13 protein-coding genes are annotated in these 13,062 nt (G+C 63.3%); 6 read left to right on the top strand and 7 right to left on the bottom strand.

Annotated elements, in window-relative coordinates; translation table 11 throughout:
• Positions 1-24: 24 nt before the first annotated feature.
• Positions 25-453, bottom strand: a complete 429-nt coding sequence (locus J8I26_RS09045; RefSeq protein ID WP_209606288.1) for a MerR family DNA-binding transcriptional regulator — start codon at positions 451-453, stop codon at positions 25-27.
• Between the two features lie 287 nt (positions 454-740).
• On the opposite strand from J8I26_RS09045, the gene J8I26_RS09040 reads away from it, so the two are divergent.
• Positions 741-1,805 carry an MBL fold metallo-hydrolase gene (locus J8I26_RS09040; RefSeq protein WP_209606285.1) on the top strand — a complete coding sequence of 355 codons (1,065 nt, stop codon included), beginning with the start codon at positions 741-743 and terminating at the stop codon, positions 1,803-1,805.
• Between the two features lie 104 nt (positions 1,806-1,909).
• On the opposite strand, the gene def is transcribed toward J8I26_RS09040, so the two are convergent.
• A complete protein-coding gene (def, locus tag J8I26_RS09035) occupies positions 1,910-2,434 on the bottom strand; it encodes a peptide deformylase (protein WP_209606283.1) in 525 nt (174 codons plus the stop codon).
• Positions 2,435-2,706: 272 nt separating this feature from the next.
• Here def and J8I26_RS09030 point away from each other — a divergent pair, with 272 nt between their 5' ends.
• From J8I26_RS09030 to J8I26_RS09015, 4 genes are all read left to right on the top strand, one after another.
• On the top strand, positions 2,707-3,489 hold the full coding sequence (locus tag J8I26_RS09030) for a hypothetical protein (protein ID WP_209606281.1): 783 nt from the start codon (positions 2,707-2,709) through the stop codon (positions 3,487-3,489).
• Positions 3,490-3,533: 44 nt separating this feature from the next.
• Positions 3,534-4,685: a DNA-processing protein DprA gene (gene dprA / locus J8I26_RS09025; protein WP_209606452.1), complete on the top strand. Its 1,152-nt coding sequence runs from the start codon at positions 3,534-3,536 to the stop codon at positions 4,683-4,685.
• An 86-nt stretch (positions 4,686-4,771) separates the two neighbouring features.
• Positions 4,772-5,248 (top strand): DUF494 domain-containing protein, encoded by a 477-nt coding sequence (locus J8I26_RS09020; RefSeq protein WP_209606280.1) that lies wholly within the window; start codon positions 4,772-4,774, stop codon positions 5,246-5,248.
• Positions 5,249-5,562: 314 nt separating this feature from the next.
• Positions 5,563-8,223: a DNA topoisomerase III gene (locus J8I26_RS09015; protein ID WP_209606278.1), complete on the top strand. Its 2,661-nt coding sequence runs from the start codon at positions 5,563-5,565 to the stop codon at positions 8,221-8,223.
• Between the two features lie 487 nt (positions 8,224-8,710).
• On the opposite strand, the gene J8I26_RS09010 is transcribed toward J8I26_RS09015, so the two are convergent.
• Positions 8,711-9,487, bottom strand: coding sequence for an exodeoxyribonuclease III (locus J8I26_RS09010; protein ID WP_209606276.1), 777 nt, complete (start codon positions 9,485-9,487; stop codon positions 8,711-8,713).
• A 160-nt stretch (positions 9,488-9,647) separates the two neighbouring features.
• Here J8I26_RS09010 and pyrE point away from each other — a divergent pair, with 160 nt between their 5' ends.
• The gene (gene pyrE / locus J8I26_RS09005) at positions 9,648-10,307 is read left to right on the top strand and encodes an orotate phosphoribosyltransferase (RefSeq protein WP_209606274.1); all 660 of its coding nucleotides are present in this window, start codon (positions 9,648-9,650) and stop codon (positions 10,305-10,307) included.
• A gap of 100 nt (positions 10,308-10,407) precedes the next feature.
• On the opposite strand, the gene J8I26_RS09000 is transcribed toward pyrE, so the two are convergent.
• The 4 genes from J8I26_RS09000 to J8I26_RS08985 all read right to left on the bottom strand — a co-directional run bounded on the left by J8I26_RS09000 (position 10,408) and on the right by J8I26_RS08985 (position 13,050).
• Entirely contained in the window at positions 10,408-10,905 is a 498-nt protein-coding gene (locus tag J8I26_RS09000; RefSeq protein ID WP_209606272.1) for a LapA family protein, read from the bottom strand.
• Between the two features lie 236 nt (positions 10,906-11,141).
• Positions 11,142-11,669 (bottom strand): TlpA disulfide reductase family protein, encoded by a 528-nt coding sequence (locus tag J8I26_RS08995; RefSeq protein WP_209606270.1) that lies wholly within the window; start codon positions 11,667-11,669, stop codon positions 11,142-11,144.
• Between the two features lie 132 nt (positions 11,670-11,801).
• Positions 11,802-12,461: a BON domain-containing protein gene (locus J8I26_RS08990; protein ID WP_209606269.1), complete on the bottom strand. Its 660-nt coding sequence runs from the start codon at positions 12,459-12,461 to the stop codon at positions 11,802-11,804.
• The gene (locus tag J8I26_RS08985) at positions 12,454-13,050 is read right to left on the bottom strand and encodes a phosphoheptose isomerase (RefSeq protein ID WP_209606261.1); all 597 of its coding nucleotides are present in this window, start codon (positions 13,048-13,050) and stop codon (positions 12,454-12,456) included. Before J8I26_RS08985 ends, J8I26_RS08990 begins: the two co-directional genes overlap by 8 nt.
• Between the last annotated feature and the right edge of the window lie 12 nt (positions 13,051-13,062).

Below are 13,062 nucleotides of genomic sequence, written 5' to 3'. Positions count from 1 at the left end.
TACGTCAAGCATGCCTGCATTCGGTCACGCCGCCTTGCGACGCGGCTTTACTGCGGCTTTCCTGCCGTCGCCCTTTGCGCTTTCCAGCAGGCGCCGGCATTCGTCTTCATGGCCGGCGATCTCGGCCAACGTCAGCTCCAGGTCCTCGCGCTGGCGTTCCAGCTTTTCGCGATGCTGCTGCAGCATGCCTAGGAAGCGCTGCAATTGCGGCTCGGTGTCTTTTGGCGACTCGTACATGTCGATCAGGTCCTTGATCTCCGCAAGCGTGAAGCCCAGCCGCTTGCCGCGCAGCGTCAGCTTCAACCGCGTGCGCTCGCGCGCCGGATAGACGCGGTTGCGTCCGCCCGCGCCTTCGCGCTTGGGATTGAGGATGCCGTGATCCTCGTAGAACCGGATTGCCCGCGGCGTGATTTCGAATTCTTCCGCCAGTTCGGTGATGGTGTAGGTGGGCATGGTGGCGCTTGCGCAGTCTGTGTCGAACGGGAATATTGGTTAAACTCGGGCCAGGCCGTGACGATACCGTCGTCGGTTCCGGGCGGCGTCTCTTTGCGCGGAACGGATGTCGCCCTGAGCTTGGCGGCAGTTTCACTTTACGTTAACGTAAAGTATATTGTGCCTGCCCGTCCAGCGGAAAATGCATGCGCCCTGGCAAGCGCGCATTTTGTTGTTGCGCGGGAAATGTCGTGGCGTTGCCGTATCCTTGCTGCCTACGTTTGCCTCAACCCAGTCCAGGTCTTTTCATGAACGCTCTTGAATCCCAGCTCGACTACGCCTTCGGCGATACCATGCCGGAGACCGGCCGCACCATGGAGGTCGCGCCCGGCGTGCGTTGGTTGCGCATGGGCCTGCCGTTCGCGCTGAACCATATCAACCTGTGGCTGCTGGAAGATGAAGTGGAGACGCCGCAAGGGCGGCAGCGCGGTTGGACTGTAATCGACTGCGGCATCGCCACCGACGCCACGCGCGAGGCCTGGGAAACCATCTTCGTCGATGAGCTGGATGGCTTGCCCATCGTGCGCGTGCTGGTGACGCATTGTCATCCGGATCACGTCGGCCTGGCCGACTGGCTGTGCAAGCGCTGGCAGGCGCCGTTGCTGATGAGCGCCGGCGACTACGCGTTCGCGCGCGTGATGTCGGCCGCATTGCCCGGCGCCGAGGGCACGGCGGCGACGCCGCATTTTCGCCGTCACGGCCTGGCTGACGTCGATACCGTCGCCAAGCTGCAGGGGCGCAATACCTACTATCAGGATCTGGTGCCGACGGTGCCGCATGCCTATGTGCGGCTGCAGGACGGCCACCATGTGCGCATCGGTGCACGCGATTGGGAGATCATCACCGGCTTCGGCCATTCGCCGGAGCACGTGTCGTTGTACTGCCGGGCGAGCAATGTGCTGATCTCCGGCGACATGGTGCTGCCGCGCATCTCCACCAACGTCTCGGTATTCGCCATCGAGCCCGAGAGCAATCCGGTGCAGCAGTATCTCGACTCGCTGAAAAAATACGCGCACCTGCCGGCCGATGCGCTGGTGCTGCCCTCGCATGGCAAGCCTTTCCGTGGCCTGCATACGCGCATCGGGCAGTTGAACGACCACCACGCGGCGCGTCTGGCCGAAGTGCTGGAGGCCTGCGCCACGCCGCAGTCGGGCATGGACATCTTGCCGGTGATGTTCAAGCGCCCGCTGGACACGCACCAGCTCTCGTTCGCGCTGGGCGAGGCAGTGGCGCACCTGCACAAGCTGTGGCACGACGGCCTGCTGAAGCGCCAGCTGGGTGAGGATGGGGTTTATCGCTTCGTCGCTGCATAAGTGCACGGCAAACGCGCACGACAGCATCGAACACGCCAGACGCCATAGCCATAAAAAAACGCCGGACATGTCCGGCGTTTTTTATTGGCTGCGGCGAGTGCGGTTCAACCGTTGGCGGCGTTCTTCTTCAGCTCGCGCTCTTCCTTCTGCAGCTTGGTCTTGATGCGATTGCGCTTGAGCGGCGACAGGTATTCCACAAACACCTTGCCCTTCAGGTGATCCATCTCATGCTGGATGCACACGGCCAGCAGGTCGTCGGCATCCACCTCGAACGGCTTGCCCTCGGCGTCGAAGGCGCGCACCTTCACGCGTGCCGGGCGCTCTACGCCGTCATAGATGCCCGGCACCGACAGGCAGCCTTCGTCGTAGACGCGCTTCTCGTCGCTGGCCCACAGTACTTCCGGATTGATGAACACCTGCAGCTGCTTGCCCTCGTCGGACACGTCGATCACGATCACCTGCTCGTGCACGTCGATCTGGGTTGCAGCCAGGCCCACGCCGGGCGCGGCATACATGGTCTCGGCCATATCGCTCACCAGTGTCTTGATGCGTTCGTCGAACACGGTGACGGGCTTGGCCACCTTGTGCAGGCGTGGGTCGGGGTAACGGAGGATATTGAGCAGGGCCATACGCGTAAATCTCGGAAATCGATCTTGGAAATCGGGGTCATCAGGGGCGACTGCAGGCGGCCGTCCCAGCGGCGCTCGCTGTTTTGCGAGCAGCCTGGAAAATTCATTTCGGGAATGCTTGGTAAATAAGGGCGGTTCACGCTGCTTCAAGCGCGGCAGCGGCAGAATCACCGGCTTTGCGGGCCGGATTGTCCGCATTGTCATCAGGCAATTCCTGCTTGCCGAGATGCCGCGCCGGCGTGGACCTTTGGATTTTTTACTTCCCCGAAAGCATGGAAAAGTTTAGCACAGCGCGAGGTCTTTCCTGCGCCTGCTCGCTGCTTGCGGGCCTGTGCACGGCCAGTTTGGCGGATTCGCTGTCGCGTGCCGAGCACAGGCAGTCGCCGCAGCCGCGCAGTTTGCCGCTCGTTGCGCCGGCCGCTTCGGCGGCAGTCGATGCGTGGCCGCAGGCCATCGTGCTGGATGCGCAGGCGGGCGCATTGGCCGAGGTGGCGGGCGCGGACGGCGGCGCGCAGCTGTTCATCGCCGGACAGGTGCTGCGCGTGCGGCGCGCCGGCACGTTGCGCGGCCATCGTTTGGCGGTCTATCGGCCGGGCCCCTGGCTGCAGGATGGCGTCGGGGGCCGTGCACTTGGGCGGCTGGCATTTCGCGTGGCGCGAGCGGAATGGCTACGCGCCGACAGCAATCGCGACGAGGTCGAGGCGGTGGCGCTGCATGGCGAACGTGAAATCCAGGCCGGTGACTTGGTGTTCGCTGCGTTGCCATTGCCGATCTCGGCATCGGCCGCCCCACCGCCGCGCGAAATGTCTGCGCACGTGGCGGCGCAGCGCGACGGCGAGGCGCTGCGCTTCGCCGCCGCCGGTCAGATCGTGGCGCTGGATCGCGGCGCGCTCGACGGTGCGCGCGTGGACATGTGCCTGCGCCTGCCGGGGCGCGAACAGCCTGCGGGGCGCGTGCTGCATGTCGGCGCGCATGCCGCGGCGGTGCTGCTCGAGCAGGTGCGCGCGCCGCTCGAGCCCGGAGCTGCCGTACTCCTGTCGCGTTGCCCGCACTGAGCGGCGGCGCGTTCATTTCCCTTGCATGGAGTGATATGTCTCAGATGTCCCATTCGCGGCACGACGCCGACGACGATGTCGCCAGCCTCGCCTGCTGGCTGAGGTTCGCCCTGACCGAGGGTGTCGGTTCCGACAGCGGTCGCCGTTTGCTGGCGGCATTCGGTTTGCCCGGCCAGGTGCTGCAGACCGGTCGGTCCATGCTTGAAGGCGTGGTGTCGCCGCGCGTCGCCGCCGCGCTGTGCAAGCCGCCCACGGCCACACGGCAAGCCTATATCGAAGCCACGCTGGCATGGTCTGCGTTGCCCGGGCATCGCATCGTCACGCTGGCTGATCCTGCCTATCCGCAAGCCCTGCTCAACATCCCCGACCCGCCGTTGCTGCTTTACGTGAACGGCGACGCCTCGCTGCTGCAGACCGATGCGGTGGCCGTGGTCGGTAGCCGCAATGCCACTGCGCAGGGGCGGGCGCATGCGGAGCTTTTTTCCGAGGAGCTCAGCCGCGCCGGCCTGACCATCGTTTCGGGTCTGGCGCTGGGCATTGATGCCGCCGCCCATGCCGGCGGCCTGCGCGGCCCTGGGTCGACGGTCGCGGTGATCGGCACCGGCATCGATATCGTCTATCCCCAGCGCAACCGCGCGCTGGCCCAGCAGATTGCCGAGCGCGGCTGCGTCGTCAGCGAATACCCGCTGGGCACGCCGCCGCTGGCGGCCAACTTTCCGCGACGCAACCGCATCATCTCGGGCCTGGCGCGCGCGGTGCTGGTGGTGGAGGCGGCGGCGCAGTCCGGCTCGCTGATCACGGCGCGCATGGCAGCCGAGCAGGGACGCGACGTGTTCGCGATTCCCGGTTCGATCCATGCGCCGCTGGCCAAAGGTTGCCACCAGCTGATCCGGCAGGGCGCCAAACTGGTCGAAACGACCCGGCACATCCTTGAGGAACTGCCGCAGTTGCAGTTACGCATGGAGATCGTGAAGAGCGCGCCGGAGGCCACGCAGTCTTGCCTTCAGGACATCGTCGCAGACGACGCGCCGGCCGCCCTTGTCATGCATGCAATGGGTTACGATCCGGTCGACGCAGATACCCTCGCGCTGCGCTGCGGGCTAGACGCAGCAAGGCTTGCGGCGCTGTTGCTGATACTTGAAATGGAGGGGCGCATCGAGGTGTTGCCGGGGGCGCGCTATCGTCGCTTGAGCTGAGCAAATTAATGCACGCGATCGGTAAAATCCTGCCATACTGGGCCAGCCGACTTGTGTATTAACACCCTTCGCGATAGAGTAGACCTATGTTTGATGTCCTCGTTTACTTGTACGAAACCTACTATCGCCCGGATGCCTGCCCTGAACCGGAGGCGCTGGTGAAGAAGTTGTCCGCGATAGGTTTTGAAGAAGAAGAAATCTCGCAGGCGCTCGGATGGCTGACCGACCTTGAAGTCGCCAACCACGAATTCGCCGACAGTTACCCCCAGCAAACCGCATTTTCCTTCGGCACCCGTATCTACGCGCGCCAGGAGACCGACGTGCTGGGCGTGGAAGCCATCGGTTTCATCCAATTCCTCGAATCGGCCAAGATGCTCGACGCCATGCAGCGCGAGATCGTCATCGAGCGCGCCCTGGCCGCCGGCGAAGTCCCCATCACGCTGGAAAAGCTCAAGGTCATCGTCCTGATGGTGCTGTGGAGCCAAGGTAAGGAGCCCGACGGCCTGATGTTCGAGGAACTGTTCCTGGACGAGGACGACACCGAGCCGCGCCTGTTGCACTGAGCGCAACAGGTGGCGCAAGGGGCACCTGTTGCCGCCTTGACCATGTAAAACACCGATCCGGCAAGCCCTTGGGCTTGCCGTTTCATTTGCATCACGCTTATCATTGCCCCGCATCGGCCCGTTATTGGCTACTATATAAAAATTCAGTTGTTCAGAAGCAATGAAAGCGCTGGCCGCACGCCACGCGGGCTGCAGGCAGGGTTTTCAAGCGCTTCGGGCGACATGGAGTTGTTTCGGGACGTCCCGGCCCCAGATGGGCATGGCGCCTGTATGAAGCGCTCCAGCAACCGACCTCTCCGACGAGACCCATACCTATGAGCAAGACCCTCATCATTGCCGAGAAGCCTTCTGTCGCGAACGATATCGCGAAGACGCTCGGCGGCTTCACCAAGCACGATGAGTATTTCGAATCCGACGAGTACATCCTGTCGTCCGCCGTCGGCCACCTGCTGGAAATCGCGGTGCCCGAGGAATACGACGTCAAGCGCGGCAAGTGGAGCTTCACCCACCTGCCCATGATTCCGCCGCACTTTGCGCTCAACCCGATCGCCAAGACCGAGTCGCGCCTGAAGGTGCTCTCCAAGCTGATCAAGCGCAAGGACGTGACCACCCTGATCAACGCATGTGACGCGGGCCGCGAAGGTGAGCTGATCTTCCGCCTGATCGCGCAGTACACCAAGGCCAAGCAGCCGGTGAAGCGCCTCTGGCTGCAGTCGATGACGCCGGGCGCGATCCGCGATGGCTTCAAGCAGCTGCGCGACGACGACGAGATGATGCCGCTGGCCAACGCCGCCCGCTGCCGCAGCGAGGCCGACTGGCTGATCGGCATCAACGGCACGCGCGCCATGACCGCCTTCAACTCCAAGGAAGGCGGCTTCTACCTGACCACCGTGGGTCGCGTGCAGACGCCGACGCTGTCGATCGTGGTCGAGCGCGAAGAGAAGATCAAGAAGTTCGTCCCGCGCGACTACTGGGAAGTGCACGCCGAGTTCGTCTGCGCCGCCGGCATTTATAAAGGCCGCTGGCTGGACCGCGCGCACAAGAAGGACGAGAACGATCCCGAGAAACGCCCCGAACGCCTGTGGGCCAAGGCCGCGGCCGACTCCATCGTGGCGGCCTGCCGCGACAAGATCGGCACCGTCACCGAAGAATCCAAGCCGACCACGCAGATGGCGCCCGGCCTGTTCGACCTGACCAGCCTGCAGCGCGAGGCCAACTCGCGCTTCGGTTTCTCGGCCAAGAACACGCTCGGCCTGGCGCAGGCGCTGTATGAAAAGCACAAGGTGCTGACCTACCCGCGTACCGATTCGCGCCACCTGCCGGAAGACTACCTGCAGACCGTCAAGGACACGATGGAGGCCCTGTCGGAGAACAACAATTACCACCAGTTCTCCAAGCAGATCCTGAAGCAGGGTTGGGTCAAGCCCAACAAGCGCATCTTCGACAACACCAAGATCAGCGACCACTTCGCCATCATCCCGACCACCCAGGTACCCAAGAACCTGTCGGAGCCGGAACAGAAGCTGTACGACCTGGTGACGCGCCGTTTCATGGCGGTGTTCTTCCCGCCGGCCGAGTTCCAGGTGACCACGCGTTACACCGAAGTATCTGGCCATCAGTTCAAGAGCGAAGGCAAGGTCATGATCAACCCCGGCTGGCTGGCCATCTACGGCAAGCAGGTCGAAGAAGATGACAAGGAAAAGGAAGGCGGCGGCAACCTGGTCGCCGTGGCGCCGGGCGAGAAGGTCAAGACCGACAAGGTCTTCGCCAACGGCCTGGTCACCAAGCCGCCCGCACGTTATTCCGAAGCCACGCTGCTGTCGGCCATGGAAGGCGCCGGCAAGCTGGTCGATTCCGACGAACTGCGCGAGGCGATGGCCGGCAAGGGCCTGGGCACGCCTGCCACGCGCGCGGCCATTATCGAAGGCCTGCTGAACGAAAAGTACCTGCTGCGCGAAGGCCGCGAAATGATGCCGACCGCCAAGGCCTTCCAGCTGATGACGCTGCTGCACGGCCTGGGTGTGGACGAACTGACCGAGCCCGAGCTGACCGGCGAGTGGGAACACAAGCTGTCGCAAATGGAGCGCGGCAAGATCAGTCGTGAAGAGTTCATGCGCGAGATCGCGCAGATGACGCAGATCATCGTCAAGCGCGCCAAGGAATACGATAACGACACCATCCCCGGCGACTATGCGACGCTGCAGACGCCGTGCCCGAATTGCGGCGGCGTGGTGAAGGAAAACTATCGACGCTTCGCCTGCACCAAATGCGAATTCTCGATGACCAAGGTGCCGGGCGGCCGCCAGTTCGAGATCTCCGAAGTGGAAGAGCTGTTGAAGAACCGCACCATCGGTCCGCTGCAGGGTTTCCGCTCCAAGATGGGCCGACCGTTCGCTGCCATCCTGAAGATCTCGCGCGACGAGGAAATCAAGAACTTCAAGCTGGAATTCGATTTCGGCCAGGACCAGTCCGAAGGCGAAGGCGGCGAGCCGGTCGACTTCAGCGAACAGACGCCGCTGGGCCCGTGCCCGAAGTGCGCGTCAGGCGTCTACGAAATGGGCCTGGCCTACGTGTGCGAGAAGACGGTCGCCAAGCCGAAGGCTTGCGACTTCCGCAGCAGTCGCATCATCCTGCAGCAGGAGATCCTGCCCGAGCAGATGGGCAAGCTGTTGAACGACGGCAAGACCGACCTGCTGCCGGGCTTCATCTCGCAGCGCACCCGTCGCCCGTTCAAGGCTTTCCTGGTGCGCGGCAAGGATGGCAAGATCGGCTTCGAGTTCGAGGAGCGCAAGGCCAAGGCGCCTGCAAAGGGCAAGGCCGCTGTGGCTGACGCCGAAGGCGGCGCCGACGAGGCAGCAGCCAAGCCGGTGAAGAAAGCGGCCGCCAAGCCCAAGGCAGCAGCCGCCAAGAAACCGGCTGCGGCGAAGAAGCCGCCGCTGAAGAAGGCCACGCCGAAGAAAACGGCCAGCGCGTAATCAGCGGTTTGCGTGAAGCCAAAAAGAAAACCCTCGCGGTGCGAACCGTGAGGGTTTTTTCATGGACGGTTCAACGACGCTGGGTTCCTGCTTTCGCAGGAACGACGCTGCAGAGATGCTCAATACCGCTGCAGCCCGACTTACCTCACTACACGTCGTCCCCGCGAAGGCGGGGATCCAGCGTCGTTCGTCGTGCCTCAGTCGTAGTTGGGTGACACGGCATCACCGCTTTATCTTGGACGACAAGCCGGCCTGCTTGAACCTGAGGCGATTGCAATTACCTGCTTCGTGTCGTTCCTGCGAAAGCAGGACCCCGTGTCGTTTTCCATGCATCCGTCGCAGTCGGATGACACGACGCTCCTGCTTTGCCAAGACGTCCAGCCGACGCATCTGGAACCTGAGACGACTCCAATGACATCTTCAGTGTCGTTCCTGCGAAAGCAGGAACCCAGCGTCGTTAGAGCCGTACGAGACCCAGCGCCTGCCTTCAGCCCGTGTAGCTTACCGTCAGCGGCGCGTGATCCGAGAAGCGCGCCTCCTTGTAAATCGCGGCGCTGCGGGCGCGCGAGGCGATGCCCTTGGTTGCCACGTGGTAGTCGATGCGCCATCCCACGTTGTTGGCCCAGGCCTGGCCGCGATTGCTCCACCAGGTATAAGCGTCGCCGGTGGTTTCCGGGTGCAGCAGGCGGTAGACGTCGACCAAGCCCAGCTTGTCGAAGATGTGGGTCATCCAGGCGCGTTCTTCCGGCAGAAAGCCGGAGTTCTTCTGGTTGCTCTTCCAGTTCTTCAGGTCGATTTCCTTGTGGGCGATGTTCCAGTCGCCGCAGATGACGATCTCGCGGCCGCTCTGCTCCAGTTCCATCAGATGCGGCAGGAACACCTCCATGAAGCGGAACTTGGCCTGTTGGCGCTCGTCGCTGGACGAGCCCGAGGGCGCGTACAGCGAGATCACGGTGAGGTCGCCGAAGTCGCACTCGACGTAGCGCCCCTCGTCATCGAACTCGGTATTGCCAAAGCCGATACGCACCGCGTCCGGCTCGCGCTTGCTGTAGACACCCACGCCCGAGTAGCCTTTCTTCTGGGCGTAGTGGAAGTGGCCGACATAGCCTTGCGGCGTCAGGAAATCGGGCGTCATGTCGGCGGCCTGGGCCTTCAGTTCCTGCACGCAGACGAAGTCGGGAGATTCCTTTTGCATCCAGTCGAAGAAGCCCTTCTTGGCTGCGGAGCGGATGCCGTTCAGATTGGCGGAGACGATTTTTGTCATGGGCGATTCCTGCAAAATAGGGCCGATAGTGAGGCCGGTAGCATAACCGATAGGGCGTTTCATTTAAAATGTCGGTCTGATTTCGCCGCGCGCGCCGGCTTGCCGAAAGGCAAACATGGGCCGCGCCGGCCTTCGTAACATTTTTCCCCGGGAATGCATCTTGAGCAATTTGAGACAGGAATTCATTGAATTCGCCGTGTCGGCAGGCGTGCTGCGCTTTGGCGAGTTCGTCACCAAGGCGGGTCGCACCTCGCCTTACTTCTTCAACGCCGGTCTGTTCTCCGAAGGCGCGACGCTGGCCCAGGTGGCCCGTTTCTACGCGCAGACGCTGGCCGACGCCGGTATCGAGTACGACATGCTGTTCGGCCCCGCCTACAAGGGCATCACGCTGGCCTCGGCCACCGCCGTGGCGCTGGCCGGCATGGGCCGCAACGTACCATTCGCCTTCAACCGCAAGGAAGCCAAGGACCACGGCGAAGGCGGCACCATCGTCGGCGCCAAGCTGCAGGGCAAGGTCGTCATCATCGACGACGTGATCTCGGCCGGCACCTCGGTGCGCGAGTCGGTGGACATGATCCGCGCCGCCGGCGCCACCCCGTGCGCGGTGCTGATCGCGCTGGACCGCATGGAGCGCTCGGGCAAGGACGGCGCGCTGTCGGAACATTCGGCGGTGCAGGAAGTGGCCAAGGAATACGGCATGCCGGTGATTTCCATCGGCAACCTGGGCGACCTGTTCGAGTACATCTCCAACGGCGGCGACGCCCGCCTGGCGCAGTACAAGGATGCGGTGGCCGCGTATCGCACGCGCTACGGGGTCTGAACAGCCTTGAGGGTATCGACCAAGGAATGGGCCAAAGAAAAAGGCTGCATCGCGAGATGCAGCCTTTTTTGTTGCCGAGCAGAATGGGCCGGGTGGGCGGTCAGAGCGGTTTGATGGCGCTGGTCGCGCCGTGGCGCTGGATGCGGTCGTCCAGCTCGCCGACCTGGGCGGCCACTGCGTTTTCGGTCTGCTCCACGCGCAGGCTCAGGTCCTTTTGCAGTGTATCGAGTCGCTGCGCCAGCAAGGTCTGTTGCTCGGTCTGGCGCCGCGCCAGTTGCTCCAGCTCGGCTTTGAGGAAGCCGCGCAGCTCGTTGAAGCGCGAATGTTCGGCCTGGTCGGCCAGGTCGCGCTGGCCCTCGAGCTGCTTGGTCAGGCGCCGGCTTTCCAGCATCACGCTGGTCTGCAGCGCCAGGATGTAGAGCAGGAAGAACGCCGTCAACAGCACCACCACGCCCAGCATCACCGCGCCCAGCGGCGCCTGGAAGTCGGTGTAGATCAAGGACAGCGTGGTGGGCGTCGTGAAGGCGGTCCAATTGATTGCGGCGAAGATGGCGATCAGCACCAGCAGCACGATCAGAAAAACGGTACGAAATCTCATTGCAGCCTCCTGTTCTGGGTTTGTTTGCAGGCACGCAAAGCACGGTTGCTATGGGCGGCGACGGCGCTGCCGCCGGGCAATGCTTGCCATTGCGACAAGCGCAATGGATTGGACTGCGGCGGGAAGGGTGATGTTCCTCGGAAATATACGGAAGGCGATGGCCGGCGGCGTGTGCGCCCGGCATAAAAAAACGCCGGCGACGGCCGGCGTTTTGTCATGAAGGCAAGATGGCGGGCTCAGGCCGCAGCCAGCGCCTTCTCCAGCAGCTGGTGCAGCTCGGCGAACTGCGGTTCGCCGACATAGCGCTTGATGATGTTGCCGTCCTTGCCGATCACGAAGGTGGTCGGGGTCAGCTTGACGTCGCCGAAGGCGTTGGCCAGCTTGTCCTGGGTGTCCAGCGCGACCTGGAAGGGCAGCTTGCGGGTTTCGGTGTAGTTCAGGACGTAGTTCGGCGGGTCATAGCTCATGGCGACGGCGACGAAGTCCAGGCCGCGGTCCTTGAACTTGTTGTAGGTCTCGATCATCTGCGGCATCTCGCCCACGCAAGTGGTGCAGCTGGTGGCCCAGAAATTGACCATCACGACCTTGCCGCGCAAATCCTTGAGGGCGACCTGCTGGCCATCGAGTCGGGTGAAGGTGACGTCAGGCGCGGCGTTGCCGGCGTTCACCTTGAAGAAGGCGAACGCGGCGATGACGGCGACTACGGCCAGGCCGGCCAGCTTGATCCAGAGGCCGCTGCGCGGGGAGGTTGCCTGTGCTTGCATGGGGTGCTCCGATGCCGGAAAGAAAACCCGACCATTATAGCTTCCCGCGCCGAATCGTGCGGCCGGGCGCCGGATGTGAAAACCGCCGGACAAGCCGGCGGTTTGACATGCATCAGGCGACAGCGGGAAGAATCAGCTGGTGCCCTTGTTCTCGCTGGCCGGCTTGCGCTGGTACTCCTGCAGTTCTTCTTCGGTGATGTATTCGTACAGCGTGATGACCTTCTGCACGCCCGCCACGCCGCTGGCGATCTGGGCGGCGCGCTGGCCTTCGCGCTGGGTCACGCGACCCATCATGTAGACGATGCCGCGCTCGGTGGTGATCTTGAAGGCGCTGGAATACAGCTGCTTGTCGTCCACCAGGCTGGCCAGGACCTTGCTGGTGATCAGCGCGTCGCTGGAGCGCGAGCCGAAGCTGGAGGCCGGGCCGACCTGCAGCTCGTCGTACACCGTATCGACGTTGGAAATGGCCTTGGCCTCGCGCACCGCCGCCTGCTTGGAGGCGTCGTCCACCACCTCGCCCGACAGCAGCACCTTGCGGTTGAAGGCGGTCACGTTGACGTGGGAACCGGCCGCGACCACTTCGGGAATGCGGCTCTCGCCCTTGACCACGATCGACTTGTCTTCAGTCTGCGCACCCAGCGTGCGGCGGTCGGTGGCGGCGAAGGTGCCGGCGATCGCACCGCCGGCCAGCACCGCGAAACAACCTTGCAGGCTCAGGGCCAGCATGCCGCCCAGCGCCACCACCGCCAGCGGGCGGCGCATTCTTGTCAACAGCGATCGTGCATCACTCATTCGTATCATCTCCAAAAAGCGCGACGTCAATGCCGTCGCAAATGCAGTGCAGGGACACCAGGTGCACTTCCTGAATGCGCGCGGTACGGTCATGCGGCACGCAGATGTGGACGTCGGTGTCGTTGAGGATCTTGCCGATCTTGCCGCCGCCCTTGCCGGTCAGCGCCACGACGCGCATGTCGCGTTCGTGGGCCACTTCGATGGCCGCCAGCACGTTACCCGAATTGCCCGAGGTGGAGAACGCCAGCAAGACGTCGCCCGCCTGGCCGAAGGCCTGGACCTGTTTCGAGAAGATTTCCATGTAGCTGTAGTCGTTGCCGATCGCGGTCAGGATGGACGTGTCCGTGGTCAGGGCAATCGCCGGCAGCGGCAGGCGCTCGCGCTCGAAACGTCCCACCAGTTCGGCCGCGAAGTGCTGGCTGTCGGCGGCCGAACCGCCGTTGCCGCAGGCAAGAATCTTGTTGCCATTCGACAGCGCGGTGAACATAAGTTCAATCGCCTGTTCGATCGGTTGCGCCAGCACGTTGGCGGCCTTCAGCTTCAGGTCGGCGCTTTCCTGAAAGTGGGCGAGGATGCGTGGATTGGTCATAGTGGCTGGGAT

This window comes from Herbaspirillum sp. LeCh32-8 (assembly GCF_017814915.1).
GTDB lineage: Bacteria > Pseudomonadota > Gammaproteobacteria > Burkholderiales > Burkholderiaceae_D > Herbaspirillum.
Note: the sequence above shows the minus strand (reverse complement) of the source record. Positions and strands in the feature narration are given on the sequence as shown.

Bases quoted from the DNA above. Each gene is read 5' to 3' on its own strand.
- J8I26_RS08990 (WP_209606269.1), bottom strand. From the start codon at position 12,461: ATGAGTGATGCACGATCGCTGTTGACAAGAATGCGCCGCCCGCTGGCG.
- J8I26_RS08985 (WP_209606261.1), bottom strand. From the start codon at position 13,050: ATGACCAATCCACGCATCCTCGCCCACTTTCAGGAAAGCGCCGACCTG.
- J8I26_RS08995 (WP_209606270.1), bottom strand. From the start codon at position 11,669: ATGCAAGCACAGGCAACCTCCCCGCGCAGCGGCCTCTGGATCAAGCTG.
- J8I26_RS09040 (WP_209606285.1), top strand. From the start codon at position 741: ATGAACGCTCTTGAATCCCAGCTCGACTACGCCTTCGGCGATACCATG.
- J8I26_RS09015 (WP_209606278.1), top strand. From the start codon at position 5,563: ATGAGCAAGACCCTCATCATTGCCGAGAAGCCTTCTGTCGCGAACGAT.
- J8I26_RS09045 (WP_209606288.1), bottom strand. From the start codon at position 453: ATGCCCACCTACACCATCACCGAACTGGCGGAAGAATTCGAAATCACG.
- J8I26_RS09000 (WP_209606272.1), bottom strand. From the start codon at position 10,905: ATGAGATTTCGTACCGTTTTTCTGATCGTGCTGCTGGTGCTGATCGCC.
- J8I26_RS09030 (WP_209606281.1), top strand. From the start codon at position 2,707: ATGGAAAAGTTTAGCACAGCGCGAGGTCTTTCCTGCGCCTGCTCGCTG.
- J8I26_RS09010 (WP_209606276.1), bottom strand. From the start codon at position 9,487: ATGACAAAAATCGTCTCCGCCAATCTGAACGGCATCCGCTCCGCAGCC.
- J8I26_RS09020 (WP_209606280.1), top strand. From the start codon at position 4,772: ATGTTTGATGTCCTCGTTTACTTGTACGAAACCTACTATCGCCCGGAT.
- dprA (WP_209606452.1), top strand. From the start codon at position 3,534: ATGTCCCATTCGCGGCACGACGCCGACGACGATGTCGCCAGCCTCGCC.
- def (WP_209606283.1), bottom strand. From the start codon at position 2,434: ATGGCCCTGCTCAATATCCTCCGTTACCCCGACCCACGCCTGCACAAG.